Origin of the sequence: Nocardioides sp. BE266, from assembly GCF_031457855.1 — a bacterium.
Lineage (GTDB): Bacteria > Actinomycetota > Actinomycetes > Propionibacteriales > Nocardioidaceae > Nocardioides.
Genome location: NZ_JAURTI010000001.1, coordinates 468,036 through 492,238 on the forward strand (window position 1 = coordinate 468,036; position 24,203 = coordinate 492,238).

Genomic DNA, 24,203 nt, shown 5'->3' on the forward strand with positions numbered 1-24,203 from the left:
CCCGCCCAGTATCACCAGTCACACCCGTCACAAGCGGCCGCGACGCGCCGGGAGGCCCGGGTCGGGGCCCTCAGCTTCGAACCAGGTGCTGCGCCGCCATCCCCTCGACCTCGAGCGCCGTCACCAGCACGTCGTCGGGCTCCCGGTCGACGAACACGAGGCGTACGGCGTCGGGGTCGGGGTTGTCGGCGTCGGGCCCGCGCCAGACCAGGCGCAGCCCGAGCTTCTCGGCGGTGCGCCGCGAGCCGTGGTTGTGCTCGAGGAGGTAGGCCAGCACGGGACGCTCGGCGGCGACATCGTGCGCGGCCTCGATGGCGGCCCTCCCCATCTCGGTGGCGTAGCCGCGGCCGACCACGCGCTGGTCGAAGCGGTAGTAGAGGTTCCACCAGCCCCGTCGCGTCGGGTCGGCCCCGATGGCCTCGTCGGGGAGGGCGCAGCCGCCCCGGCCGACCACCGGACCGTCGGCCTCGTCGCGCACCGACCAGTACGCCAGCCCGTCGCGGTCGAAGCGGCGCCGGCTCGCGCCGACCATCGTCGCCCCCGCAGCCGGGTCGGTCACCCGGCCCGAGGGGAAGTGGCGCCACGACGCCGGGTCGCTGTGGATCGCGAGGAGCGCCTCGGCATCACCCTCGACCGGCTCGTCCAGCCACAGCCGCTCGGTCCGCACGTTGCGCAAGGTCACTCCTCGCGCCCCAGGTCGATCTCGGCCTTGCGCGCCAGCCGGTGCGCGCGACGGATCTCGGCCTCGCGCTGGCGTCGTACGTCACCCGGGGTCTCGGTCTCCAGAGGCGGCACGGGGCGCGGCCGACCGTCGTCGTCGATGGCGACGAACACGAAGTACGCGCTCGCGACGTGCACCGGCTCGTCGCCGGCGTTGCCCCACGGCTGCGCCTCGACGCGCACGCCGATCTCCATCGAGGAGGTGCCGGCCCAGTTGACCTGCGCATAGGTCTTGATGATGTCGCCCACGTGCACCGGCGCGAGGAACGTCATCTCGTCCATGGCCGCCGTGACCGCGGGACCGCCGCTGTGGCGGTGGGCCACCGCCCCGGCCGTGGAGTCGGCGAGCTTCATGATCTCGCCACCGTGCACGTTGCCGAGGAGGTTGGCCTCGCTGGAGTGGGCCATGATGCCGAGGCTGACCCGGCTGTACGACGTGGGTCGGGGTCCGCTCTCCGTCATGTGCGGCACGGTAGCGTCCCGTCCCATGGCTGATCGTCCGCAGGGCTCCGGGATGCCCGAGAAGGGAACACCGGAGTACGACTGGCTCTACGGGAGCCAGTCGCAGTCCCCGTCGAGCGACGTCACGCGGCAGGTGCCCGCGCAGGGAGCCGACCGCCCCGACGAGACGCGCGTGATGCCGGTTGCCCGGCGCGAGGCCCGCGGCTCCGGTGGGCAGCCGCCCACCGGCAGCCGTACGGCGTCCTCCGCCCCGCCGCCGCGGCCGAAGAAGCGCCGCTGGCGCCCCCGCCTGCGGCTCGGCTTGATCCCCCTGATCCTCCTGCTGATCGTGGTCTGGCTCGTCGCGGTGCCGCTCTGGTTCTGGACCAAGATCGACAAGGTCGACGCCGAGCCCGGCGGCGACCGGCCGGCCGACCAGCCCGGCACCAACTACCTGATCGTCGGCTCCGACAAGGCCGACGACCTCAGCGACGAGCAGCGCAAGGTGCTCAAGACCGGCGAGCGGGGCGGCACCAACACCGACACGATCATCGTGCTGCACACCGGCTCCGGCGGCCGGACCATGATGTCGATCCCCCGCGACACCCTCACCGAGGTGCCCGGCCACGGCACCCAGATGATCAACGCGGCGTTCGCGATCGACGGCGCTCCCCTGCTCGTCGCGAGCGTCGAGAAGCTGACCGGCATCCACATCGACCACTACGTCGAGCTCGGCTTCGGCAGCGTGATCAACACCGTCGACGCCTTCGGTGGCGTGGAGATCTGCCCCAAGCAGGACATGAAGGACCCACTCGCCCGCCTCGACATCAAGAAGGGCTGCCAGGAGGTCGACGGCCTCACCGCGCTGGCGTACTCCCGCTCGCGGCACGTGACCGCGCTCAGCGACCTCGACCGCGTCGCCCGGCAGCGCGAGGTGATCAGCGCACTCGGCAGCGAGGCGAAGACGCCGTGGACCTTCGTCAACCCGATCCGCTACTGGAAGCTCAACAAGGCCGCCTCCGGCGCGATCCGGGTCGACGAGAACATGAACCCCTTCGACCTCGGCCGGTTCGCCCTCGCCATGACCGGCGACAGCCAGACCTGCACCATGCCGAACCTCTCGGCCCCCAGCGACCCCAACCGGATCATCGCCGACCCCGACCGGGCGCCCGCCCTGTTCAACGCGATCATCAAGGACGAGTCGGTGCCCAAGGCCGCCTGCACGCCGACGGGCCGCGCCCGCAGCTGACCCGGCTGGCTGTCCCTCGGAAGAGGGCCGCACAACTCCCTTGTGCGGCCCTCCTCGTCGGCGTACGCTCACGATATATCGCGATACGTCTCCGATAGTTCTGCGATAGATCACGAACTTCTGTCAGCGTACGACCCGAGGGAGCACGACATGGGACACCACTGGCCCGGCGCCGACTGGCCCGGCAACGACCGACCGGACCACCGGTCCGACCACCGTTCCGGAGGCGGGAGCTGGGGCGGCTCCTGGAGCTCCGGCCCCGGCCGCCGGCAGGGCGGTCCGCCGCCGTGGCTCGGCGAGATCTTCGGCTTCGCCACTGCCCCGCAGCGGCCGCAGCAGCGCGGCCCGCGCGTGAAGCGCGGCGACGTCCGCACCGCGATCATCGACGTCCTGCACCGCGCCCGCCGCGCCGAGGAGCCGATCAACGGCTACCAGGTCATCCAGGAGATCTCCGAGCTCAGCAGCGGCGAGTGGCGCCCCTCGCCCGGCTCGGTCTACCCGACCATCCAGCAGCTCCAGGACGAGGGACTCGTGGAGTCCGACGACGAGCGCGGCCGCCGCACCATCCGCCTCACCGACCAGGGCGTCACCTGGGCCGAGGAGCACGCCGACGAGCTCGCCGCGGTGTGGGCGCCGTTCACCCGCACCGAGCAGCCGGTCCCCGACCAGCCCTCCGGTCAGGCCGACATCAAGAGCGAGATCGGCCAGGTCGTCAGCGCCGTGTGGCAGCTGGCCACCCAGGGCTCGGAGCAGCAGCGCCGCGCGGCCCTCGACGTGCTCGTCGACACCCGCCGCCGCCTCTACGGCATCCTCGCCGACGGCCGCGACGTGGACGGACGGGACGACGAGCGATGAGCGCGCCCGACCCGCGCCTGCGCATCTCCGACAGCGACCGCGAGCGTGCGATGGCCGACCTGGCCGGGCACTACGCCGACGGCCGCCTCGACCACGAGGAGTACGACGAGCGGCTCGACGCGATCTGGACGGCACGCACCCGCGCCGACCTGGCGGTGCTGTTCAGCGACCTCCCCCGGCCGCAGGTGTCGTACCCGCCCGCGAAGCCGGCCGCCCAGCAGCGCGGCCGGCGCGGCTTCCGGATGCCGTTCCTCCCGGTGCTCGCGCTGCTCATCGGGCTCAGCATCCTGACCCACGCGCCGGTGTGGCTGCTGATCTTCCCGCTGATGTGGTTCGCGCGGAGCCGCCGCGGCTGCGCACCGACATTCGTCCACCACGGTGACTACCGCCGGCCGAAGGGCCACCACGGCTGGTAGGTCCGGCCGCTGAGGCGGCCCCAGGCATTCCTCTGACACGATGTGCCGCATGAGGGCCGAGCCGAGGGTCGAGCACGTGCGTGCTCCCTACGCCCTCGCGCGCGCCCTGGCCGCGACGTTCGTCGTGCTCACGGGCGCCGTCTCGGCGCACACCTGGGCCGGCGGAACCGTGCCGACGGTGCCCGGCCTCGTCCTCATCACGGTCGTCGTGCTCGGCGGCGGCCTGCTGCTCTTCGTACGCGACGTCCCCGCGTGGGCCCTCCTGCCCGCGGTGGCCGCCGCACAGCTCGGCCTGCACGAGTCGTTCGGCCTCGTCGCCGAGCACGTCCACACCGGCCACGACGCCGTCGCCGCGCCCGACCCGGGCTGGACCTGGCAGATGGTCTGCGCCCACCTCTTCGTCACGCTGCTGACCGCGGCGCTGTGGTGGGCCGGTCGTCGCGCCGGCTCCCTCGTCGTCTCGTTCGTCACCCGTCCCGCGTCGCTCGTCGCGGCCCGCCTGCGCGCGGTCCACGCCGAGGTGCGGACCTACGCCTCCCTCGTGCACCTGCTGGTCTGGCCACGGCGCGGGCCACCCCTGGCGGTCCACCACACCTGAGCCCCGTGCGGGTTCGGGTGTGTCCACGTGACCCCAGACCCGCACCACCACTCAGGAGATGAGCCACCCATGTCCACCCGTACCTTCGCGCGCCTCGCCGCGCTCCCGGCCGCCACCGCGGCCATCGCATTGTCGGTCGTCGCACCGGCCAGCGCCCACGTCAGCGCGACCGTCACCGACGCGTCGGCCGGCGCCTTCACCGTGGCGACCTTCAGCGTCCCGCACGGCTGCGAGGAGTCGCCCACCACCAAGGTCGAGATCCAGATCCCCGAGTCGGTCCTGTCGGTGACGCCGACGCGGAACCCGTACTACGACCTGAAGAGCACCATCACCCAGCTCGACGAGCCGACCACCGACGCGCACGGCAACGAGGTCACCGAGCGCACGTCCTCGATCACCTACACCGCCACGACGCCACTGCCGGACGGCCAGCGCGACACCTTCGAGCTGTCGTTCCAGGTGCCCGACGCCGAGGGCGAGGTGCTGTCCTTCCCGACGATCCAGACCTGCGAGAAGGGTCGCACCGACTGGATCGAGGTCGCCGCCGAGGGCCAGGACGAGGAGGAGCTCGAGCACCCGGCTCCGTCCTTCGAGATCCTCGCCGCCTCGGGCGAGAGCGGCCATGACCACGGCACCGCTGCCGCGGACGACGAAGCGGCCGCGGCCGACGACGACCACGCCGACGAGACGACCGCCGACGCCGAGGCCGAGGCCGCGAGCGACGCCACCGACGACGACTCCTCGGCGCTGGGATGGGCCGGACTCGTCGCCGGCCTCCTCGGCCTGGCGGCCGGCGGCCTCGCCCTGACCCGGACGCGTACGACGTCGTGACCCCCGCGACGCGACCGGCGTGGTGGCACCGGGCCCCGGGCCTGGTCGCCACCGCGCTGGTCGCGCTCGCGCTCGTCCTCGGGGCAGGCGCGCCGGCGTCCGCGCACGCCGAGCTGGTCAGCTCCGACCCGGCCGAGGGCTCGGTTGTCGAGACCGCGCCCGACTCCGTCACCCTGACCTTCAACGAGCCGGTCCGGCTGACCTCGCAGGAGATCGCGGTCTACGACGCCGAGGGCGACGAGGTCGCGTCCACAGCCACGGCACGTGACGCCGTGGTCACCGTGGACCTGCCCGACGCGGCGGACCTCGCCGACGGCACCTACGTCGTGTCGTGGAACGTCCTGTCCGGCGACGGCCACCCGATCTCGGGGGCGCTGACCTTCTCGGTCGGCGCGCCCAGCGCGTCGGTCGTCGCGCCGCCGGAGCCGGAGAGCTCCTCGCCGGTGGTGACGGTGCTGCGCGACGGCCTGACCGTGCTGTTCTACGTCGGGCTGCTGCTCGCGGCCGGGCTCGCCCTCTTCGTGGTGCTGGTACTGCCGCGCGCCTGGGCCGGCGGCGAGGCGCGTGGCCGGCTGCGCCGCCTGACGACGTACGCCGCATGGGTGGCCGTTGCGGCCGCGGTCCTGCTGGTGCCGGTCGCGTCGGTCTACGCGCAGGGCCTCGAGCTCGGCAAGGTGGTCACCGGGTTCGATGCCGCGCTGGTGGTCAACGAGCTGGTCAGCGCCGCGCTCGTCATCGTCGGTCTCGGCATCGTGGTGCGCACCCTCACCGACGCCGCGCCCGGGCTGGTCGCCGGCCGGCTCATCGGCGGCGGCGCGGTCCTCGCCCTGGTCGGCCCCTCGCTGGTCGGCCACACCCGCGCCTTCGCCCCGGCACCGGTGCTGATCACCTGGGACGTCCTGCACGTGAGCGCCGGCGCGATGTGGTTGGGCGGCCTGGTCGGCCTGGTCCTCACCCTGCGCGCGCTGGCCGGTCGTGAGCTGCTGGCCGCCCAGACGCTGGCGCGGTTCTCGACGATCGCCGGCGGGCTGGTGCTCGTGGTGGCCGGAGCCGGCGCGTTCCTGGCCTGGCGGGTCGTCGGGTCATGGAACCTCCTGGTCGAGACGACGTACGGCTGGCTGCTGCTGGCCAAGATCGGCATCGCCGCCGTCGTCGCGGCCCTCGGCGGGTGGAACCGCTGGCGCACGCTTCCCGCGGTCCAGGCGGCCGCCGGATTCGGCGACCGCGAGCGTGCTGCCCGGCTGGTGACCCGCGCGGTGCGCGTCGAGGCGGTGCTGCTGGTCGTGCTGCTCGGCGTGACCGGGGTGCTCGTCAACAAGTCGCCGCGACCCGCCCCGGTCACCGCGGAGTCGGGCACCACCGGCACCGGCTCGGCCACGGCGGGCGACCTGCGCGTGCTGGCCGTGATGGATCCGCAGCGCGTCGGCAGCAACACGCTGCTCGTGCAGGTGCAGGACGCGGCGGGCGACCCCTACGACCCGCCGACCAACCCGGTCGTGTCGCTGCGGACCGAGGACCTCGACGTCAGCGAGGTGACGGTCACACCGATCGGGGCCGGCACCTATCGCGGCCAGGTCGTGGTCCCGCGCCCCGGCGAGTGGGAGGTGCAGGTGAGCCTCGTGCTGAGCCGCTTCGAGAGCCCGGTGACGACGGTCAGGTTGAGCGTCCGACGGTGAGCTCCACCGGCACGGTGTGCACGAAGCCGTCGACCCGGACCTGCACGAACAGCCGGTAGTCGCCGGCCTGCTCGATGTCGGCGTGGAAGGTCAGCTCGGAGCCGTCCTCGGTGATGTCGGGCGCGTCGAGCGGGTGCAGGTGGACCATCGCGCCCGTCTCGGTGTTGAAGCCGGTGACGTGGCCGTAGGTGCCGAGGTAGGTGCCGAGGTTGACGGGGCGGTTGCCGGCGTCGCGGACCGTGAGCCGGAGCAGGCCGTTGGGTCCGGCGTCCGGTGCCTGCGAGACCGACACCTTGACCACGCGGTCCTCGGCGACCGTGTCGCCCGGGTCGCCGGGCGGCAGCGCGAGGGGTCGGCCGAGCACCACGTGGTCGCCGTTGCCGCCCTCGTCCCTGGCGACGAACTCGGTCACGACGCGGTAGGACCCCGCATCGGGTACGTCGAAGGGCGCCGACCACGTGCCGTCCGCGGCCCGGGTCGGGTGGAGGTGGCGGAAGACCGTCAGCGCGTCGTTGACGACGTAGAGGTGGAGCTCCTTGGTCTGCTCCTCGACGTAGTCGGTGACCGGGTCACCGTCGTAGTCGTCGATCCGGAACTGCACCTCGCCGATCCCGCGCTGCTTCTCGCGCACCTGGAGGTCGCTCAGTGTGTAGCCGACCTCGGAGACGCTGGTGCCGTCGCCGACGGCCATCGAGACCATCACCCCTCCGGGGTGCGAGTGGCCTGCGGCCACCTGGCCGGGGTCGTCGGCCGAGCAGCCGGTGACCGCCAGCGCGCCGAGGACCCCGAGGACCGGTACGGCGGTCAGTCGGCGTCGTACGGTCACGCGGGCCAGCCTACGAGGCGGCGCCCATGGCGGGGCCTAGGGTGCGGTCGAGGAGGGTGCGCAGGCTCGCGAAGTGCCGCTCGGTGGACTCCTCGTCGTACATCGCGGTGTCGGACATCGAGTAGCCGTGGGGTCCGGGGAAGACCTCGTTGACCGCCGTCAGGCCGGCCTCCTCGATCGCGGCACCGAGCGCTGCGACGGCCTCGGGCGGCATCGACCGGTCGTTGTCGGCGTGCCCGAAGGCGAGGCTGGCGCGAGCGGTCGCGAGGGCGTGGTGCGGGCTGTCGGGGTCGTCGGTGACCAGGCCGCCGCCGTGCCAGCCGCCGACGGCGACCACGGCCGGGTCGACGCCGGCGGCGCGGAGCGCGATCCGGGCGCCCATGCAGTAGCCGGTGACGCCGACCTCCTCCCCCGCCACCTCGGGCCGGGCGCGCAGCGCGGCGAGGTAGGCCGGGAGGTCGCGGGCCAGCAGGTCAGGGGTCAGCCGCTTCACGCGACCCATCGCCTCCCCCATGAACTCCTCGCGGTTGCCGGGCTCGCGGAGGTCGACCTGCGGCGCGACGTCGGCCGCGGAGCCATCGCGGAAGAAGACGTTCGGCGCGAGCACGGTGTAGCCCCACGACGCGATCCGGTCGGCCATCTCCTCGATCCGCGGCCGCAGCCCGATCGCGTCGATGACGAACAGCACACCGGGTGCCGGCTCGCCCCCGGGTGCTGGAGCGAGGTACGCCTCGGCGTCGCCGTCGGGCAGGGTCAGGGAGATCGTGGGCACGGGTTCGAGGCTAGCCACGGACCGGAAGCCGCTAGTGCGCGCCCTGCAAGTTCAGCACGACCACGCCGGCGACGATCATGCTCAGCGCTGCGACCTTCGCAGGGGTGACGGCCTCGCCCAGGAAGAGCACGCCGATCACAGCGACGGCCGCGGTGCCGAGGCCCGCCCAGATGGCGTACGCCGTGGAAACCGCCATGTGCCGCACGACCACCGCCAGGAGCCAGATCGAGACGGCGTAGCCGCCGATCACGAGCGCCGACCAGAGCGGGTCCCGGAAGCCCTGGGTGCGCGGGAGCGCCGCCGTGGCCGCCACCTCGGCGGCGATCGCGGCGAACAGCAGGACCAGTGCTGCGTACATGGGAGGACTCCCTTCCGACTCGCTGTAGCAAGTGCTACAGCACCAACTGTAGCACTTGCTACACTCCCGCGCATGCCCGAGGACCCCGGCCGCCGCGAGGCGTGGACGCGCGCCGCCACCGACTACGTCCTGCGCGAGGGCCTGATCGGGCTGAGCCTGCGTCCTCTGGCCGCCTCTCTCGGCACCAGCGACCGGATGCTGCTCTACCACTTCGGCACCAAGGACGACCTCGTCGCGGCGATCCTGCGGGAGGCCAACGACCGCTCCGTGGCCTACGTGACCGACCTGCCGGCATCAGCGGACCTGCGGGCCGCGGTGCACGACCTGTGGTCCGCCTGGGGCTCGCCGCCGCTCGAGCCGTGCACGCGGACCTACATCGAGGCGGCGGCGCTGGGCCTGCTCGGTCGCGAGCCCTACGCCACCGTCGTGCGGGAGGCCAACGACCGCTGGACGGCGTGCCTGGTCACCCACCTGACGAGGTCCGGGGTCGACCGGCCGCTGGCCCAGCGCGCCGTCACGATCGTCGACGCCGCGTTCCTCGGGTTCCAGCTCGACGCCCCCCTCGACCCGCCTGCCCTGAGCAGGCAGGCGGTGGCCGACCTCGCCGACGCCGTGGCGGCGCTGGACGGTGCCGCTAGGGCTAGGCCGCGCCGGTGACGTCGTCGATGATCCGGCGGAGAGCGACCTGGACCGGGTCGACCAGGTCGGGCAGCCGGTAGCGCGCCACGTCGAGGATCTCCGGCTGGGCGTGCGCGACCGCGAAGGAATGGTCGGCCTCGCCGAACATCTCCAGGTCGTTGAGGTGGTCGCCGAACACGACCGTCTCGCCCGGGCCGACGCCGAGGCGGTCCTGCAGGTCGCGGAGGGCCTGGCCCTTGGTGACGCCGAGCGCGGTGACGTCGGCCCAGTGCGCGCCCGAACGCGTCACCTGCGCCTGGTTCGCGAACGACCGGAGCACGTCGCGGTCGACCGCCTCCGTGCTCTCGAGGTCGACGATCGCGACCTTGATGACCGGGTCGGTCACGTCCTCGAGCCGGGCGACGCGGGTCAGCGTCGGGTGGTAGTTCAGGGCCTCGTCCCACAGCTCGCCGTCGACCTCGACCCAGGCCGTGTCGACACCGCACACGACTGAGGTGGCACGGCGGCCGCCGGCTAGCGCGTGCTCGCGGACTGCGGCGACCAGCTCGTGGACGAGGGCCGGGTCGAGGGTGCCGGTGCCCCGCGCCTGGCCCTGCTGCACGACGACCGCGCCGTTGTCGGCGATGAACGTCTCGATGACCGGCACGTCGGCGAACAGCTCGGCCTGCGAGGCGTACGCCCGACCGCTGGCGGGCACGAACGCGATGCCTGCGTCACGCAGCTCCGCCACCAGCCCGCCCGTGCCGGCCGGGAGCGTCCGGTCGGGTGCGAGCAGCGTGCCGTCGAGGTCGGAGACGACGAGCCGTACGCCCGCGAGCGCGCCGGGCACGAGGTCGTCGAGGAAGGAGACGGCCGGGGCAGGTGGCTGGAGCACGCCCACGACCGTACGCAGAGACGGTCGTCACGGCGCCACCGGGCGCGACAACCACGTCGCGGGTGAGGCGCAGGTCTCAGAGCTCCGACTGCACCCCGGCGAGGAGCTGCCGTGCCATCACGATCCGCTGGACCTGGTTGGTGCCCTCGTAGATCTGGGTGATCTTGGCGTCGCGCATCATCCGCTCGACCGGGTAGTCGCGGGTGTAGCCGTAGCCACCGAGCACCTGCACGGCGTTGACGGTGACCTCCATCGCGGTGTCGGAGGCGAAGCACTTCGCGGCGGCGCCGAAGAACGTGAGGTCGTCGTCGCCGCGCTCGGAGCGGCCGGCGGCGGCGTACGTCATCTGGCGGGCCGCCTCGACCTTCATGCCCATGTCGGCGAGCAGGAACTGCAGGCCCTGGAAGTCGGCGATCGAGCGACCGAATTGCTGGCGCTCCTTGGCGTACTGCAGGGCGTAGTCGAGCGCGCCCTGCGCGACGCCGACGGCCTGTGCGGCGATGGTGACGCGGGTGTGGTCGAGGGTCTTCATCGCCGTGGCGAAGCCGGTGCCCTCCTCGCCGATCATCCGGTCGGCGGGGATGCGGACCTTGTCGAAGTAGACCTCGCGGGTGGGCGAGCCCTTGATGCCGAGCTTCTTCTCCGGGGCGCCGAAGGAGACGCCCTCGTCGGACTTCTCGACGACGAAGGCGGAGATGCCGCCGCGGGTCTTCTTCTCCGGGTCGGTGACGGCCATGACCGTGTAGAACTCCGACTCGCCGGCGTTGGTGATCCAGCGCTTCACGCCGTCGATGACCCACTCGTCACCGTCGCGGACCGCGCGGGTCTTCATGCCGCCCGCGTCGGAGCCGGCGTCGGGCTCGGAGAGGCAGTAGGAGAAGCCGCCCTCGCCCTTGGCGAGCTTCGTCAGGTACTTCTGCTTGAGCTCCTCCGAGCCGGAGATCTGGACGGGGAGCGAGCCGAGCTTGTTGACCGCGGGGATGAGCGAGGACGAGACGCACGCGCGGGCGACCTCCTCGATCACCAGCACGGTGGCGAGCGCGTCGGCGCCGGCGCCGCCGTACTGCTCGGGCACGTGCGGGGCGTGGAAGTCCGAGGCGAGCAGCGCGGCCGCGGCCTCGTGGGGGTAGCGGGCCTCCTCGTCGACGGCCGCGGCGTGGGGCGCGATCTTGGCGTCGCACACTGCCCGGACGGCCTCGCGGATGGCCTGGTGCTCCTCGGACAGGGCGTAGAGGGGGAACTCGCTCATGACCGGAATTCTAGGACGTCCAAGCATTCTGGAGCAGCCGTCTACGGTGTGGTCATGACCACGCCGCAGCAGTCGCAGCAGGACTGGCAGGACCGGGCCACGATCGACCACATGCTCGACGAGGCCGAGACCTGGGCGGTCGTCGGGCTCTCCGGCGACCCGGGGCGCACCGCCTGGTCGATCGCCCGGCTGCTCCAGGAGCGCGGCAAGCGGATCGTGCCGATCCATCCGCAGTTCGCCGAGCCCGGAGCGCTCGCGGTGCACGGCGAGCCGGGGTACGCCACCCTCGCCGACGTCCCCTTCCACATCGACGTGGTCGACGTCTTCCGCCGCTCCGAGGCGGCCGGGCAGTTCGCTGACGAGGCCGTGGCGATCGGCGCCGGCGGCGTCTGGTTCCAGCTGGGCGTCATCGACGAGGCCGCCTTCGAGCGCACCACCGCGGCGGGCGTGCCGATGGTGATGAACACCTGCCCCGCCATCGAGTGGCGCAAGCGGGACTGACCTACAGCTCGACCGACGCCTCACCGATCTCGATGCCGAGCTGGCCGAGGCACTCCTCCAGCACCCACTGCACGTCGAGGGTGTCCGCGAGCGGCATCGTCGGGCTCTCGGTGAGCCCCTCGGCCAGGCAGCGCTGGACCTCCACCGCCTGGTGGAAGTAGCCCGCCCCTGTCCTCGGCAGCTCGACCTCCTCGGGGTCCTGCCCGTTGCGGCGTACGACGAACGAGTCGGGGTGGTGGAAGCGCGGCTGCAGCTCGAGCGAGCCCTCCGTGCCCACCACCACCGCGCGACCGGGCGTCTCCGCGGCGAGGGTGCACATCAGCGCGGCGGCCCTCCCGTCCTCGTGGGCGAGGTGGATCGCCGCCGACCGGTCCGCCCCGTTGGGGTACGTCGTCCCGGTGACGGTGACGCTGTCGGGCCGGCCGAGGACGTACTGGGCGAGCGAGATCGGGTAGACGCCGAGGTCGAGGACGGAGCCACCACCGAGCGCGAGGTCGAAGAGCCGGCTGGCCGGGTCGAAGTCGCGCTGGGCGCCGAAGTCCGCGGTGACCATCAGCGGCTCGCCGATCTCACCGGCGTCGACGAGCTCCTTGGCCCGCACCACGGCGGGCTGGAAGCGGGTCCACATCGCCTCCATGCAGAACAGCCCGGCCGCGCGGGCGGCGTCGACCACCTCCTGTGCACCCGCGAGGGTGGCGGTGAAGGCCTTCTCGACCAGGACGGGAGTGCCCGCCTCGATCGCGGCGAGCGCGAGCGCGTGGTGCTGCGGGTGGGGTGTCGCGATGTAGACGACGTCGAGGTCGGCGGCGAGCAGGTCGCGGTAGGTGCCCGACCCGCTCGCGGAGAACTGCCCGGCGAACTCGGCGGCCCGGTCCGGCGTGCGGCTGCCGACGAAGGCGAGCTCCGCATCCGGCACGAGCGCCAGGTCCGTGGCGAAGGCGGCGGCCATCCGGCCCGTGGCGGCGATGCCCCAGCGCGTGGTCATGCGCCCACCCTAGGGATCACGCCCACGTCTGGTCGACGACGTGCGCGGCGATCGCCAGGCTCGAGGTGGCCGCAGGGGACGGGGCGTTGCGCACGAGGGTGACCCCGTCGGCCTGCACGATGCGGAAGTCGTCGACCAGGCTGCCGTCGCGATCGACCGCCTGCGCGCGGACCCCGCTTCCCGCACGCACCACGTCGGCGGCACCGATCTCGGGGACGTAGCGCGACGCCTTGCGCATGAAGGCACGCATCGACGCGGAGCCGATCACCTCGTCGATGCCCGTGCGCCAGTGGGCCCGCGCCAGGTGCCAGAAGCCCGGATAGGTCAGCACGTCACGCAGGTCGGCCGCCGAGACGTCGCGGCGGCGGTAGCCCTCGCGCTGGGTGGCCAGCACGGCGTTGGGGCCCACCTCCAGCTCGCCGCTCACGCGCCGGGTGAAGTGGACGCCGAGGAACGGGTACTGCGGGTCGGGCACCGGGTAGACCATGCCGCGCACCAGCTCCTGCTTGGTGCGGCTGACCGCGAGGTACTCCCCGCGGAACGGCAGGATCGCCGGGCTCGGGTCGCCGTCGACGAGGGCCGCGACCCGGTCGGACTGCAGTCCGGCCGCGACCACGAGGTGGTCGACGGCGAGCGGGGCACCGCCTCCGGCGACCTGCACCAGGACGCGGCCGGCCTCGCGCCGGATGCCGGTGACCGGGGACGAGAGCCGCACCTCGCCGCCGGAGGAGACGACCTCGTCGGCGATGGCGCGGGTGATCCCGACGTAGTCGGTGATGGCGGTGGCCGGCGAGTGCAGCGCCGCCAGCCCGGTCGCGTGCGGCTCGACCTCGGAGATCTCGGCTGACGACAGCCGCCTCAGCCCGGGCACGCCGTTGGCCGTGGCGGTGCGCTCGAGGGTGTCGAAGCGCTCCATCTCGCTGGCATCAACGGCGACGACGAGCTTGCCGCACTCGTCGTACGCGATTGCGTGCTCGGCGCAGAACTCGCGCAGCAGCAGACGCCCGCGCGTGCAGAGCTCGGCCTTCAGGCTGCCGGGCTTGTAGTAGATGCCGGCGTGCACGACCCCGGAGTTGTGCCCCGTCTGGTGGGCCGCGAGCCGGTCCTCCTTCTCCAGCACGACGACCTCGGTGCCCGGTCGACGACGCACGATCTCGCGCGCGATCGCCACTCCGAGGATGCCGCCGCCGACGACTCCCACAGTCTTCTCCCCCATGCCGTCAGACGGTGGTGGGTCGCGGCGCCGGCCGTCAAGCCCAGAATGGGGGCATGCGCGACCTCCACGTCCCCGCCGGCCCGGGGCTCCCCGACGGCCTGGTCGTGCCCGCGGCCGAGCTGGTCGAGCGCTTCTCCAAGTCGCCCGGCCCCGGCGGTCAGTCGGTCAACACGACCGACTCGCGAGTGGAGCTCGACTTCGACGTAGCCTCGTCGGCGGTGCTCACCGACGCCCAGCGTCGTCGTGCGCTGCGCCGCTGGCCGTCCGGGCGGGTGACCATCGCGGCGTCCGAGCACCGCTCGCAGCACCGCAACCGGGTCGCGGCGCGCGAGCGGCTGGCCGAGCTGCTGCGCGAGGCGCTCGCACCACCGCCTCCCCCACGCCGCCCGACGCGCCCGACGCGCGGGTCGAAGGAGCGACGGCTCAAGGCCAAGAAGGAGCGGGCGCAGACCAAGTCGCTCCGCGGCCGGGTGCGGGACTAGAAGCCGACGCGGCGGGTGCTGCCCGCCGCCGCCTGCCGTACGACGTCACCCTTGGCGTGCGCGGTCTCGGCGAGCGACGACTGGTAGTCGACGAGGCGCTGCTGCAGCTCGGGGTCGCTGGTCGCGAGGATCCGGGCGGCGAGGATGCCGGCGTTCTTGGCGTTGCCGATGGCCACGGTGGCGACCGGGATCCCGCCGGGCATCTGGACGATCGAGAGCAGGGAGTCCATGCCGTCGAGGTACTTCAGCGGCACCGGGACGCCGATCACTGGCAGCGGCGTGAGGCTCGCGAGCATGCCGGGCAGGTGGGCCGCTCCTCCGGCGCCGGCGATGACCACCGACAGCCCGCGGGTGTGCGCCTCCTGGCCCCACGCGACCATCTCGGTCGGCATCCGGTGGGCCGAGACCACGTCGGCCTCCCACGCGACACCGAGCTCGGTGAGGATCTCGCCGGCCGCCTGCATGACCGGCCAGTCGGAGTCCGAGCCCATCACGATCGCGACCCTGGCCTGCGTCTCACTCATCTGGTCCTCACTCGCTCTCGTTGCCCAGGTCGCCCCGGAACCACGCGGCAGCGTGCCGCGCGCGCTCGAGGCAGTCGTCGAGGTCGTCGCCGTAGGCGTTGACGTGGCCGACCTTCCGGCCGGGCCGGAGGTCCTTGCCGTAGAAGTGCACCCGCAGCTGCGGGTCACGCGCCATCGCGTGCGGCAGGCCGTCGTACAGCCGGCCGGTGTCGGTGGGTCCGCCGAGGATGTTGACCATCACGGTCCAGCGTTCTCGCGGGGCCGGCGAGCCCAGCGGGAGGTCCATGACGGCGCGGAGATGATTCTCGAACTGGGACGTCACGGCGCCGTCCTGGCTCCAGTGGCCGGTGTTGTGCGGACGCATGGCCAGCTCGTTGACCAGGATCCGGCCGTCGGTCGTCTCGAAGAGCTCGACGGCGAGGATGCCCGTGACGTCGAGCGCACCGGCGATGCGCAGGGCGATCTCCTGCGCCTGACCGGCCAGGGCGGGCGCGAGGTCCGGCGCGGGGGCGACGACCTCGTGGCAGATGCCGTCGAGCTGCGTGGACGCGACGACCGGGTAGGCCGCGGCCTGGCCGCTCGGCGAGCGGGCGACGAGGGCGGAGAGCTCGCGGCGGAAGTCCACGAGCTCCTCGGCGAGCACCTCGACACCCGCGGCCGCGGCCGCGTCGAAAGCGGACTGGGCCTCCCCCAGGGCGCGCACGACCCAGACGCCCTTGCCGTCGTAGCCGCCGCGGGTGGTCTTCAGGACGCACGGCAGCCCGAAGGCCTCCACGTCGGCGGTCGTGGTGACGACGGCGTTGCGCGGGCACGGCACGTCGAGCTCGGCGAGGCGGCGCCGCATCACGGCCTTGTCCTGGGCGTGCACGAGCGCGTCCGGCCCGGGACGTACGGCGACGCCCTCCGCCTCCAGCGCGTGCAGGTGGTCGGTGGGCACGTGCTCGTGGTCGAAGGTGACCACGCTCGTGCCCGCGGTCACCCGGCGCAGGGTGGGCAGGTCGGTGTAGTCGCCGACGAGGTGGTCGGGGATGACCTGCGCGGCCGAGACGCCCTCGGCCTCGGCGAGCAGCCGCAGGGGCAGGCCCAGGGCGATCGCGGGCTGGGCCATCATCCGGGCCAGCTGGCCTCCGCCGATGACGGCGAGCGTGGGGGCACGGTGCGAGCCGGTCGAGGACACGCCCGGAGCCTATAGAAGGCCCGCGCGGCGTCCGGGCCCCGGCTCAGCTGGCGACCGGGGCCTTGGCCTCGAAGCGCAGGCCGCGACCGCGGTGCGTGGTGATCAACGTGGGGCTGCGCGGGTCGTCGTCGAGCTTGCGCCGCAGCCACCCGAGGTGCACGTCGATCGTCTTGGAGTTCGTGTAGAACGAGGTCTGCCACACGTCCGCCATCAGCTCCCCGCGGGTGACGATGTCACCGGGGCGCGCCATCAGGGCATGCAGGAGCTGGAACTCCTTGCGCGAGAGCCGGATCTCTCGCTCGCCCCTCCACACCTGTCGCGTCGAGGGGTCCAGTCGCACGTCTTGCACAGCCAGCACGGGGCGAAAATAGGCGAGCACGCAGGCGCCAGGTGACCCTTATGGGTGAATTGTGGAGAACTGGTCTGGACCACCTCGCGATGCCGTCCTCCGCCTCAGCGACGGCGTACGGCGACGGGCTCCACGAGGCCGAACCCGCGCACCGGGCGGGCCGGCAGGCGGCGGCTCTCCCACTCCGCGGGCGGGAGCAGGTCGGCTGTGTTCTGGTCGACGATGAGCCGGTTGCGGCGCGCCACCTGGGTCAGCCGCGCGGCCATGTTGACCGGCGGTCCGAAGATGTCGCCGAGGCGCTGGATCACGGGGCCACTGGCCAGCCCGAGGCGTACGTCGGGCATCTTGGCGTCGCGGCCGATGACGTTGATGATCCCCTCGGCGACCGCCACGGCGTCCTCGGCGCCGTTGGTCACGAACAGCACGGAGTCACCGAGGCTCTTGATGATCCGCCCGCCGTAGCGGGCCACCACGTCCTGGCACCGGCTCTCGAAGACCTCGACCAGGTCGCCGATCTCGTCGCGATCGAGTGTGTTGGACAGGGCGGTGAAGGAGACCAGGTCGGCGAACCCGACCGAGACGTCGATGGTGTGCAGGTCCTCGTCCTTGGCGCCCATCGCCTCGATCCGGCCGACGGCGGCCGCGAGGTGACGGCGCCAGGCGTAGACCAGGAGCCGCTCGAACGGCGGGTTGACCTCGTTGATCAGCTTCAGCGCCGACCCGATCCGCGACCCGGTGGCGTGCTCGCCGCGCTCCATCTCCTCCACCCGGCTGACCAGGGTGGAGACCTCCCAGTCGGCGAGGCGGGCCATCGTCTGCCCGACACCGCGGGTGAGGTTGACGGCCATGTCGAAGTCGACCGCGCCAGCGTCGACGAAGCTCATCAGCGTCGCGACCGCCTCGACGTCGGCGGCGGTGTAGGCCTTCTCGCCGACGAACTCCGGAAAGCCCAGGGCGCGCCAGAGCCGACGGGTCTGCTCGATGGTCACGCCGGTCTCGGCGGCCACCTCGAGGGCGTTGAACTCCGGCGCGCTCCGCAGGATCGCGTCGTCGAGCTGCTCACCCGGTGCGCGGTCCGGCGACCCGCCGCGAGCGCTGCGCTCAGGTGCCATCGTCCCGGTGGTCGCGGTCTCCGCCGGCGAGTCGGTGGAGCTCGTTGGACACCTGCAGCTGGACCTGCTCGACCTGGGGGATGTCGTTGAGCGCGACGCTGCCGTCGGTGCTGGCGTCGGAGACGACCAGGGTGCCGCAGCCGAAGATCCGGTCGATCACGCCGATCTCGAAGTCGACGCCGCTGATCCGGTTGAGCGGGATCGTGCGGCCCTCCTTGGCGATGAAGCCGGAGCGCTTGATGAAGCGGCGGTTCGTGAAGGTGTAGGTCGTGGTCAGCCACCGCAGGAACGGCCCCACCAGGAACCAGACGAGCACGGCGAGGAAGAGCACCCACACGATCAGCCGCACGACGCCGTTGTCGGCGACGCCGGTGAGGAGGAGGGCAGCGACGAGCGCGACGACGAGGACGAGCCCCGGCAGGATCAGCGCCTTGACGTGCGTCCGGGTGGAGACGACGACGTGTTCGCCCTCGTTGAGGAGCTTGGTCGGAAAGGCCACGCGGTGATCATTGCACCCGCGTCAGCCGACTTCTAGGAAACGCCCACCTAGCCGCAGCACGCGTGCGGCGCCCGGCCGCCGGCGACGGCCGCGAGCCCCGCACCACGCCTGGCCACGGCCCTCCCGCTCGCGCTGTCGGCGTCGTACACCACCGCGCCCTTGACGAGGGTGGTGCGCACCGAGGCCTGCCGAATGGCCCGCGAGTTTGACCGCTCGAGGTCGCGGTCGACGACCACGAGGTCGGCCACCCGGCCCGGTGCGACCACGCCGCGCGTGCCCTCGTGCAGCTGGAAGGCGCTCGCACTGGTGTGCATGAGCAGCGCCGCCTCGCGGCTGAGCCCCTCGGTCGCGTTGAGCGGCTTCGGCACCGCCGAGCGCATCGTGCGGTCCATCGCGGTGGCGACCTGGTTGAACGGCCGCAGCGGGTCGACGGGCCAGTCGGAGCCGCCGACGAGATGCGCTCCGGCCCGCTGGAGGCTGCCCGCCGGGTACATCCGGCGGAAGCGCTCCTCGCCGATGAAGGGGCGCAGCGCGTCGAGCGTCCACACGTTGCGCACGGCCCACTGCAGCTGCATGCACGCGAGCACGCCGAGCCGGGCGAAGCGCGGGTAGTCGTCGGGGTGCACGAGCTGGAGGTGGGCGATCGTGTGCCGGTGCTGCCTCGCGCGCCGCGGGTTCGCGCGGTACGCCGCCTCGTAGCCGTCGAGCGCGACCCGCACCGCCGCGTCGCCGATGGCGTGGCTGTGCATCTGCCAGCCGGACTTGTCGAGCACGACCGCGAGACGTTGGTACTGCTCGCTCGTCAGGTAGAGGTCGCCGCGGTGCTTCGTCGGGCGGCCGTCCTCGTCGAGGTACGGCGACAGCAGCGCCGCCGTCTGCGCGGGGAACTCGATCACCCCGTCGACGAACACCTTCGTCGTGGTGACGTGCATCCCCGGCACGTCGCCGTACCTCCGGCGCAGGTCGTGGAGGTAGTCCGCCGCCGCGGCCGGGTGCACGGTGTGCGCGTTGGACAGCCGCAGCGCGGGGGTGACCTGCTGGAGCAGTCGACCTGACGAGCGGAGCCGGGCGTAGGCCTTGAGCGACTCCTCGTCGGACGCGGCGTCCATGAAGGACGTGATGCCGAGGCTCAGCAGGTAGGCCATGGTGTCGGCGTAGGCCGCCTGGAGCTCCGCCTCCACCGGCGGGGGGATGACGTTGCGGACGAGGTCCTGGGCCGTGTCCTTGAGCAGGCCGGTCGGCTCGCCCGCGCCGTCGCGCACGATCTCGCCGCCCGCGGGGTCGGGCGTGGTGCGGTCGACGCCCGCCAGCGCGAGGGCGCGACTGTTGACCCACGCGTTGTGGAAGTCCGAGCCCTGCAGCAGCATCGGGCGCGCCGTGCGCAGCGCGTCGAGCATCGATCGGTGCGCCGTGGTCCCCGCGGGCAGCAGGCCGACCGGGTTCCAGTCGGTCACCTGCAGCCACCCGTCGGATTCGTGGTCGGCGGAGGCGTCGAGGAAGCCCTGGAGGGTCGCCTGGAGCTGCGGCACCGTCGTCGTGGCGTTGCCGAGGGACGGGTTCATCGACTGCTCCGCAGCACCGAGCGGGTGCATGTGCCCGTCGTGGAAGCCGGCCATGATCGTCCCGCCGCTCGCGTCGACGACCTCGGTCCTCCGGTCCGCCATCCTCCGGATCTCGCGGGTCGAGCCGACCGCCTGGATGCGACCGTCGGTGCCGATCGCGACCGCCTCCGCGCCGCGCTGCGACGTACCGCTGAAGACGTGACCACGGACGACGACGCGGGCCGTGCGCCCGGTCCGGGGTGAGGCCGCGACTGCCGCGGGTGCGGCGACGGCGCCGGCGGCGAGACCGGCTCCGGCGACGACCGCGCGGCGGGAGAGGGCGGCGCTGGTAAGGGGTGAGCGTGGCGTGGGCTCGGTCATGGCGAGGACCGTGGGTGATTAACCTGTTCACCACAAGAGGTCGGGAGGACGAATGTCCGCACGCCGCGTGCGCCCCACGGTGCGTCAGGTCGCCGAGCGCGCCGGCGTCTCCACCGCGACCGTGTCGAACGCGCTGAACGGCACCGGCCGGCTCTCGGAGGCGACCCGCCGCCGGGTGGTCGACGCGGCCCACGCGCTGAGCTACGTGCCGTACACCTCGGCCACCGCGCAGGCGCGCGGCGGCACCGGGATGCTCGGGCTGACCCTCGCCACCCACGGCGACCTCGCGGTGCCGTACACCCAGATCCCCTACTACGCCGAGCTCGTGCTCGCCGCGATCCGCACCGCGCACTACCGCGGCTACCTGCTGACGGTGCTGCCGGCATCGATGTCGGCGTGGGCCTGGCTCACCACCCCGCTCGACGGCATCGTGCACTGCGAGCCGCGGGTCCACGACCCGATCCGGGCGATCCTCGAGCGTCGCGGCATCCCGCTCGTCTTCGCCGGACGGCCGCTCGAGTCCCGGCGCACCGATGCGTGGATCGACACCGACGACGGCGCGGTGCTCACCGAGCTGCTCGACCACTTCCGCGCAGGCGGCGCCACGCGCGTGGCTGCGGTGCTGCCCCGCCACGACGACGCCTACCCCACGGTCCTCCGGAGGGCGTACGACGACTGGTGCGCGCGGGTGGGCCAGGAGCCGGTCGTGGCGGACTTCGACCCCGACCTCACCAACACCGGTGAGAGCGCCGCGGTCCGCGAGCTGCTGCGGAGATCACCGCGGCCCGACGCGGTCCTCGGCGTCTACACCGACTCCGGTCGGCTCGCCCTCGAGGCGGCGCTCGAGCTGGGCCTGGACGTCCCCGGCGACGTGGCGGTTGCGTGCTTCAGCGACGACCCCGCCTACGTCCACCTCGACCCGCCCGTGACGACGGTCAGCCTGCGTCCCACCGAGGTCGGGGCCGCGTCGGTCGAGCTGCTCATCGGGCTGGTCAACGGCCGGCGTGGCCTCGAGCGGCAGCGGCTGCTGCCGGCCGAGCTCCAGGTGCGCGCGTCGTCGACCCGGACGGCTACGCCGGCCGTACGTGCACCACGTCGCCGGCCGCCACGGTGAAGGTGCCGTCGTCGGTCCCGACCACCAGTGCCCCGGTCGCGTCGATGTCGAGCGCCTCGCCGCGGCGTACGGTCCCGTCGGGCAGGTGCACGTCGACGGCCCGGCCGAGGGTCACGCACACGTCGGCGTAGGCCAGGCGCAGCGACTCGGTGTCGTCGAGCAGGCCCTGCAGGCCGTGGAGCGAGCCGAGCACCTGGCCGAGCAGCCCGGTGCGCTCGACCGGGTCTCCCGTCTCCAGGGAGACCGAGGTGGCCAGCGCGATCGGCAGCTCGTCGAGCGTCTGGTCGACGTTGATGCCGATCCCGACCACGGCCATCGGCCCGCTGTCCGTCTCGATCCGTTCGACCAGGATCCCGGCCACCTTGCGACCCGCGCCGGACTCACCGCCGTCGACCAGCACGTCGTTGGGCCACTTCAGCGCGATGTCGGGGAGCCGGTCGGCGAGCGCGGCCTGGACGGCGTACCCGGTCAGGAGCGGGATCCACGTCCACGCCTGAGGAGGTACGTCGGGTCGCAGCAGCACCGAGAACGTGAGCGAGGAGCGGGCGGGGGTCTCCCACACCCGGTCCAGCCGACCGCGGCCGGCGGTCTGGTGCTCGGTGACGAGCACCAGGCCGGGCTCCTCCCCCGCGCGGCCCCGCTCGGCGACGGCGGCGTTGGTCGAGGCGGTGGCCTCCTCGACCTCCACGCGCCACCCGGTCGGTGCGACCAGCCGGTCGAGGTCGATGGGTGGGCGAGGTGCGGGCGCGTCCGTCATGGGGTCTAGATTGCCCCAGAGGTAGACAGCTCCGTGCGACCGACCAGCAGACAACAGGAGGCCTCCGCGTGAGTGCACAGCCCGGTGAAGGCACCGACGTCCCCGACGCGATCGACGTCCACACGACGGCCGGCAAGCTGGCCGACCTCGAGCAGCGCCTGGACGAGGCGGTCCACGCGGGCTCGGCGAAGGCCGTGGAGAAGCAGCACGCGAAGGGTCGCAGGACCGCCCGCGAGCGGATCGAGATGCTCTTCGACGAGGGCACCTTCGTCGAGCTCGACGAGCTCGCACGGCACCGCTCGACGGCGTTCGGGCTGGAGAAGAACCGCCCCTACGGCGACGGCGTGGTGACCGGCTACGGCGAGGTCAACGGCCGCATGGTGTGCGTGTTCAGCCAGGACTTCACCGTCTTCGGCGGCTCGCTCGGCGAGGTCTACGGCGAGAAGATCACCAAGGTCATGGACCTCGCGATCAAGACCGGCTGCCCGATCATCGGCATCAACGAGGGCGCCGGTGCCCGCATCCAGGAGGGCGTCGTCTCCCTGGGCCTGTACGGCGAGATCTTCCGCCGCAACGTCCACGCCTCCGGCGTGATCCCGCAGATCAGCCTGATCATGGGCAACTGCGCCGGCGGGCACGTCTACTCCCCCGCCGTCACCGACTTCACCGTGATGGTCGACCAGACCTCCGCGATGTTCATCACCGGCCCCGACGTGATCAAGACCGTCACCGGCGAGGACGTCACGATGGAGGACCTCGGCGGCGCCCGGACCCACAACACCAAGTCCGGCAACGCCCACTACATGGCCTCCGACGAGGAGGACGCCATCGACTACGTCAAGGCGATGCTGTCCTACCTCCCGCAGAACAACCTCGACCCGGCCCCGGAGCTCGACGAGGCACCCGAGATGGAGGTCACCGACCTCGACCGGGCGCTCGACACGATCATCCCCGACGGCGCGAACCAGCCCTACGACATGCACGACGTCATCACCGCCGTGCTCGACGACGAGGAGTTCCTCGAGGTCCAGGAGCTGTTCGCGCCCAACATCATCATCGGCTTCGGTCGCGTCGAGGGCCACTCGGTCGGCGTGGTGGCCAACCAGCCGATGCAGTTCGCCGGCTGTCTCGACATCGACGCCTCGGAGAAGGCCGCCCGCTTCGTGCGGTTCTGCGACGCCTTCAACATCCCGGTGCTGACGTTCGTCGACGTGCCCGGCTTCCTGCCCGGCACCGACCAGGAGTGGGACGGCATCATCCGCCGCGGCGCGAAGCTGATCTACGCCTACGCCGAGGCCACCGTCCCGCTGATCACGATCATCACCCGCAAGGCCTACGGCGGCGCCTACGACGTGATGGGCTCCAAGCACCTCGGCGCCGACATCAACGTCGCCTGGCCCACCGCCCAGATCGCGGTCATGGGCGCCCAGGGCGCGGCCAACATCCTCCACCGCAAGACCCTCAAGGCCGTCCAGGACGAGGGCGGCGACGTCGAGGCCAAGCGGGCCCAGCTCATCGACGAGTACGAGACCACGCTGGCCAACCCCTACATCGCCGCCGAGCGCGGCTACGTCGACGCCGTCATCGCCCCCCACGAGACCCGCATCGAGGTCATCCGCTCGCTCCGGCTGCTCCGCACCAAGCGCGAGACCCTCCCGCCCAAGAAGCACGGGAACATCCCGCTGTGAGGCGGGCCCGGAGGGTCCCCGAGCAGCGGGATCGCATCGACTCGTCAGCTCGTTTCGGAGGAGCGCAGCGGAGGAGGAACGAGGTGACGTGTCGATGACCAGCGACGAGCAGTCAGCCGAGGGCGGCGCCCAGCCGCCGCTGTTGAGGGTGATCAACCAGGACGCGACCCCCGAGGAGGTCGCCGCCCTGGTGGCGGTCTTCTCCGCGCTCGGCTCGGCGGGAGGTACGCCGCCCAAGCGGCCGCGGTCCGCGTGGAGCAATCCCGCGCGCAGCCTCCGGCGTACGCACCGCCACGGCGAGGCGGCCTGGCGCGCCAGCGGCCTGCCCCGCTGACCTGACCCGGTCGACCGAAACCCGGCTGCTGGCTGTCCC

Annotated in this window: 28 protein-coding genes; 12 read left to right on the forward strand and 16 right to left on the reverse strand. The window is 72.6% G+C overall.

Annotated features, from left to right (window positions below):
* Positions 1 to 70: 70 nt before the first annotated feature.
* Both J2X46_RS02300 and J2X46_RS02305 read right to left on the reverse strand, forming a co-directional pair.
* Positions 71 to 667, reverse strand: a complete 597-nt coding sequence (locus J2X46_RS02300) for a GNAT family N-acetyltransferase (RefSeq protein WP_310247322.1) — start codon at positions 665 to 667, stop codon at positions 71 to 73.
* An 11-nt stretch (positions 668 to 678) separates the two neighbouring features.
* Complete coding sequence (locus J2X46_RS02305; protein ID WP_310246394.1) at positions 679 to 1,182, reverse strand: acyl-CoA thioesterase; 504 nt, start codon at positions 1,180 to 1,182, stop codon at positions 679 to 681.
* A 25-nt stretch (positions 1,183 to 1,207) separates the two neighbouring features.
* Between J2X46_RS02305 and J2X46_RS02310 the strand changes: the two genes are divergently transcribed.
* The 6 genes from J2X46_RS02310 to J2X46_RS02335 all read left to right on the forward strand — a co-directional run bounded on the left by J2X46_RS02310 (position 1,208) and on the right by J2X46_RS02335 (position 6,786).
* The gene (locus J2X46_RS02310) at positions 1,208 to 2,410 is read left to right on the forward strand and encodes an LCP family protein (protein ID WP_310246398.1); all 1,203 of its coding nucleotides are present in this window, start codon (positions 1,208 to 1,210) and stop codon (positions 2,408 to 2,410) included.
* A 150-nt stretch (positions 2,411 to 2,560) separates the two neighbouring features.
* Entirely contained in the window at positions 2,561 to 3,265 is a 705-nt protein-coding gene (locus J2X46_RS02315) for a PadR family transcriptional regulator (protein ID WP_310246400.1), read from the forward strand.
* Positions 3,262 to 3,681, forward strand: a complete 420-nt coding sequence (locus J2X46_RS02320) for a DUF1707 domain-containing protein (protein ID WP_310246403.1) — start codon at positions 3,262 to 3,264, stop codon at positions 3,679 to 3,681. The genes J2X46_RS02315 and J2X46_RS02320 overlap by 4 nt, the downstream gene beginning before the upstream one ends.
* A 49-nt stretch (positions 3,682 to 3,730) precedes the next feature.
* A complete protein-coding gene (locus tag J2X46_RS02325) occupies positions 3,731 to 4,279 on the forward strand; it encodes a hypothetical protein (RefSeq protein ID WP_310246406.1) in 549 nt (182 codons plus the stop codon).
* A gap of 69 nt (positions 4,280 to 4,348) precedes the next feature.
* On the forward strand, positions 4,349 to 5,110 hold the full coding sequence (locus tag J2X46_RS02330; RefSeq protein WP_310246408.1) for a YcnI family protein: 762 nt from the start codon (positions 4,349 to 4,351) through the stop codon (positions 5,108 to 5,110).
* A complete protein-coding gene (locus J2X46_RS02335; protein ID WP_310246409.1) occupies positions 5,107 to 6,786 on the forward strand; it encodes a copper resistance protein CopC in 1,680 nt (559 codons plus the stop codon). Before J2X46_RS02330 ends, J2X46_RS02335 begins: the two co-directional genes overlap by 4 nt.
* Here the strand turns inward: J2X46_RS02335 and J2X46_RS02340 are convergent.
* The 3 genes from J2X46_RS02340 to J2X46_RS02350 are packed head-to-tail and all read right to left on the reverse strand — an operon-like array spanning position 6,764 to position 8,742.
* On the reverse strand, positions 6,764 to 7,612 hold the full coding sequence (locus tag J2X46_RS02340) for a hypothetical protein (RefSeq protein ID WP_310246412.1): 849 nt from the start codon (positions 7,610 to 7,612) through the stop codon (positions 6,764 to 6,766). The two genes, J2X46_RS02335 and J2X46_RS02340, sit on opposite strands and share 23 nt — an antisense overlap.
* A 10-nt stretch (positions 7,613 to 7,622) precedes the next feature.
* Entirely contained in the window at positions 7,623 to 8,384 is a 762-nt protein-coding gene (locus J2X46_RS02345) for a dienelactone hydrolase family protein (RefSeq protein WP_310246414.1), read from the reverse strand.
* A gap of 31 nt (positions 8,385 to 8,415) precedes the next feature.
* On the reverse strand, positions 8,416 to 8,742 hold the full coding sequence (locus tag J2X46_RS02350) for an SMR family transporter (protein WP_310246417.1): 327 nt from the start codon (positions 8,740 to 8,742) through the stop codon (positions 8,416 to 8,418).
* A 72-nt stretch (positions 8,743 to 8,814) separates the two neighbouring features.
* On the opposite strand from J2X46_RS02350, the gene J2X46_RS02355 reads away from it, so the two are divergent.
* Entirely contained in the window at positions 8,815 to 9,399 is a 585-nt protein-coding gene (locus J2X46_RS02355; RefSeq protein ID WP_310246421.1) for a TetR/AcrR family transcriptional regulator, read from the forward strand.
* Here J2X46_RS02355 and J2X46_RS02360 read toward each other — a convergent pair.
* Positions 9,383 to 10,255 (reverse strand): HAD family hydrolase, encoded by an 873-nt coding sequence (locus tag J2X46_RS02360; RefSeq protein WP_310246424.1) that lies wholly within the window; start codon positions 10,253 to 10,255, stop codon positions 9,383 to 9,385. The genes J2X46_RS02355 and J2X46_RS02360 overlap by 17 nt on opposite strands.
* A 76-nt stretch (positions 10,256 to 10,331) precedes the next feature.
* The gene (locus J2X46_RS02365; RefSeq protein ID WP_310246427.1) at positions 10,332 to 11,504 is read right to left on the reverse strand and encodes an acyl-CoA dehydrogenase family protein; all 1,173 of its coding nucleotides are present in this window, start codon (positions 11,502 to 11,504) and stop codon (positions 10,332 to 10,334) included.
* A gap of 54 nt (positions 11,505 to 11,558) precedes the next feature.
* Between J2X46_RS02365 and J2X46_RS02370 the strand changes: the two genes are divergently transcribed.
* The gene (locus tag J2X46_RS02370; protein WP_310246430.1) at positions 11,559 to 12,005 is read left to right on the forward strand and encodes a CoA-binding protein; all 447 of its coding nucleotides are present in this window, start codon (positions 11,559 to 11,561) and stop codon (positions 12,003 to 12,005) included.
* 1 nt (position 12,006) lies between these two features.
* On the opposite strand, the gene J2X46_RS02375 is transcribed toward J2X46_RS02370, so the two are convergent.
* On the reverse strand, positions 12,007 to 12,990 hold the full coding sequence (locus tag J2X46_RS02375) for a Gfo/Idh/MocA family oxidoreductase (RefSeq protein ID WP_310246433.1): 984 nt from the start codon (positions 12,988 to 12,990) through the stop codon (positions 12,007 to 12,009).
* A gap of 16 nt (positions 12,991 to 13,006) precedes the next feature.
* Positions 13,007 to 14,206 (reverse strand): L-2-hydroxyglutarate oxidase, encoded by a 1,200-nt coding sequence (gene lhgO / locus J2X46_RS02380; RefSeq protein WP_310246437.1) that lies wholly within the window; start codon positions 14,204 to 14,206, stop codon positions 13,007 to 13,009.
* Positions 14,207 to 14,259: 53 nt separating this feature from the next.
* Here lhgO and arfB point away from each other — a divergent pair, with 53 nt between their 5' ends.
* The gene (arfB, locus tag J2X46_RS02385; RefSeq protein ID WP_310246440.1) at positions 14,260 to 14,688 is read left to right on the forward strand and encodes an alternative ribosome rescue aminoacyl-tRNA hydrolase ArfB; all 429 of its coding nucleotides are present in this window, start codon (positions 14,260 to 14,262) and stop codon (positions 14,686 to 14,688) included.
* Here the strand turns inward: arfB and purE are convergent.
* The 6 genes from purE to J2X46_RS02415 form a co-directional block, all read right to left on the reverse strand.
* Positions 14,685 to 15,212 carry a 5-(carboxyamino)imidazole ribonucleotide mutase gene (gene purE, locus J2X46_RS02390; protein WP_310246443.1) on the reverse strand — a complete coding sequence of 176 codons (528 nt, stop codon included), beginning with the start codon at positions 15,210 to 15,212 and terminating at the stop codon, positions 14,685 to 14,687. The two genes, arfB and purE, sit on opposite strands and share 4 nt — an antisense overlap.
* 7 nt (positions 15,213 to 15,219) lie before the next feature.
* On the reverse strand, positions 15,220 to 16,389 hold the full coding sequence (locus J2X46_RS02395; RefSeq protein ID WP_310246445.1) for a 5-(carboxyamino)imidazole ribonucleotide synthase: 1,170 nt from the start codon (positions 16,387 to 16,389) through the stop codon (positions 15,220 to 15,222).
* 43 nt (positions 16,390 to 16,432) lie between these two features.
* Positions 16,433 to 16,747, reverse strand: coding sequence for a winged helix-turn-helix domain-containing protein (locus J2X46_RS02400; protein ID WP_310246448.1), 315 nt, complete (start codon positions 16,745 to 16,747; stop codon positions 16,433 to 16,435).
* 95 nt (positions 16,748 to 16,842) lie between these two features.
* Positions 16,843 to 17,850: an adenylate/guanylate cyclase domain-containing protein gene (locus tag J2X46_RS02405; protein WP_310246450.1), complete on the reverse strand. Its 1,008-nt coding sequence runs from the start codon at positions 17,848 to 17,850 to the stop codon at positions 16,843 to 16,845.
* Complete coding sequence (locus tag J2X46_RS02410; RefSeq protein ID WP_310246453.1) at positions 17,840 to 18,349, reverse strand: PH domain-containing protein; 510 nt, start codon at positions 18,347 to 18,349, stop codon at positions 17,840 to 17,842. Before J2X46_RS02410 ends, J2X46_RS02405 begins: the two co-directional genes overlap by 11 nt.
* Before the next feature lie 47 nt (positions 18,350 to 18,396).
* Positions 18,397 to 20,271, reverse strand: coding sequence for an amidohydrolase (locus J2X46_RS02415; RefSeq protein WP_310246456.1), 1,875 nt, complete (start codon positions 20,269 to 20,271; stop codon positions 18,397 to 18,399).
* Between the two features lie 52 nt (positions 20,272 to 20,323).
* On the opposite strand from J2X46_RS02415, the gene J2X46_RS02420 reads away from it, so the two are divergent.
* A complete protein-coding gene (locus J2X46_RS02420) occupies positions 20,324 to 21,385 on the forward strand; it encodes a LacI family DNA-binding transcriptional regulator (RefSeq protein ID WP_310246458.1) in 1,062 nt (353 codons plus the stop codon).
* Here J2X46_RS02420 and J2X46_RS02425 read toward each other — a convergent pair.
* A complete protein-coding gene (locus J2X46_RS02425) occupies positions 21,342 to 22,142 on the reverse strand; it encodes a biotin--[acetyl-CoA-carboxylase] ligase (RefSeq protein WP_310246461.1) in 801 nt (266 codons plus the stop codon). The two genes, J2X46_RS02420 and J2X46_RS02425, sit on opposite strands and share 44 nt — an antisense overlap.
* A gap of 68 nt (positions 22,143 to 22,210) precedes the next feature.
* Here J2X46_RS02425 and J2X46_RS02430 point away from each other — a divergent pair, with 68 nt between their 5' ends.
* Both J2X46_RS02430 and J2X46_RS02435 read left to right on the forward strand, forming a co-directional pair.
* On the forward strand, positions 22,211 to 23,830 hold the full coding sequence (locus J2X46_RS02430) for an acyl-CoA carboxylase subunit beta (RefSeq protein ID WP_310246463.1): 1,620 nt from the start codon (positions 22,211 to 22,213) through the stop codon (positions 23,828 to 23,830).
* A gap of 94 nt (positions 23,831 to 23,924) precedes the next feature.
* A complete protein-coding gene (locus J2X46_RS02435) occupies positions 23,925 to 24,164 on the forward strand; it encodes an acyl-CoA carboxylase subunit epsilon (protein ID WP_310246464.1) in 240 nt (79 codons plus the stop codon).
* Positions 24,165 to 24,203 lie beyond the last annotated feature (39 nt).

Bases quoted from the DNA above. Each gene is read 5' to 3' on its own strand.
- J2X46_RS02370 (WP_310246430.1), top strand. From the start codon at position 11,559: ATGACCACGCCGCAGCAGTCGCAGCAGGACTGGCAGGACCGGGCCACG.
- J2X46_RS02310 (WP_310246398.1), top strand. From the start codon at position 1,208: ATGGCTGATCGTCCGCAGGGCTCCGGGATGCCCGAGAAGGGAACACCG.
- J2X46_RS02315 (WP_310246400.1), top strand. From the start codon at position 2,561: ATGGGACACCACTGGCCCGGCGCCGACTGGCCCGGCAACGACCGACCG.
- J2X46_RS02305 (WP_310246394.1), bottom strand. From the start codon at position 1,182: ATGACGGAGAGCGGACCCCGACCCACGTCGTACAGCCGGGTCAGCCTC.
- J2X46_RS02415 (WP_310246456.1), bottom strand. From the start codon at position 20,271: ATGACCGAGCCCACGCCACGCTCACCCCTTACCAGCGCCGCCCTCTCC.
- J2X46_RS02350 (WP_310246417.1), bottom strand. From the start codon at position 8,742: ATGTACGCAGCACTGGTCCTGCTGTTCGCCGCGATCGCCGCCGAGGTG.
- J2X46_RS02365 (WP_310246427.1), bottom strand. From the start codon at position 11,504: ATGAGCGAGTTCCCCCTCTACGCCCTGTCCGAGGAGCACCAGGCCATC.
- lhgO (WP_310246437.1), bottom strand. From the start codon at position 14,206: ATGGGGGAGAAGACTGTGGGAGTCGTCGGCGGCGGCATCCTCGGAGTG.
- J2X46_RS02405 (WP_310246450.1), bottom strand. From the start codon at position 17,850: ATGGCACCTGAGCGCAGCGCTCGCGGCGGGTCGCCGGACCGCGCACCG.
- J2X46_RS02435 (WP_310246464.1), top strand. From the start codon at position 23,925: ATGACCAGCGACGAGCAGTCAGCCGAGGGCGGCGCCCAGCCGCCGCTG.
- J2X46_RS02420 (WP_310246458.1), top strand. From the start codon at position 20,324: ATGTCCGCACGCCGCGTGCGCCCCACGGTGCGTCAGGTCGCCGAGCGC.
- arfB (WP_310246440.1), top strand. From the start codon at position 14,260: ATGCGCGACCTCCACGTCCCCGCCGGCCCGGGGCTCCCCGACGGCCTG.
- J2X46_RS02320 (WP_310246403.1), top strand. From the start codon at position 3,262: ATGAGCGCGCCCGACCCGCGCCTGCGCATCTCCGACAGCGACCGCGAG.
- J2X46_RS02325 (WP_310246406.1), top strand. From the start codon at position 3,731: ATGAGGGCCGAGCCGAGGGTCGAGCACGTGCGTGCTCCCTACGCCCTC.
- J2X46_RS02375 (WP_310246433.1), bottom strand. From the start codon at position 12,990: ATGACCACGCGCTGGGGCATCGCCGCCACGGGCCGGATGGCCGCCGCC.
- purE (WP_310246443.1), bottom strand. From the start codon at position 15,212: ATGAGTGAGACGCAGGCCAGGGTCGCGATCGTGATGGGCTCGGACTCC.
- J2X46_RS02355 (WP_310246421.1), top strand. From the start codon at position 8,815: ATGCCCGAGGACCCCGGCCGCCGCGAGGCGTGGACGCGCGCCGCCACC.
- J2X46_RS02425 (WP_310246461.1), bottom strand. From the start codon at position 22,142: ATGACGGACGCGCCCGCACCTCGCCCACCCATCGACCTCGACCGGCTG.
- J2X46_RS02330 (WP_310246408.1), top strand. From the start codon at position 4,349: ATGTCCACCCGTACCTTCGCGCGCCTCGCCGCGCTCCCGGCCGCCACC.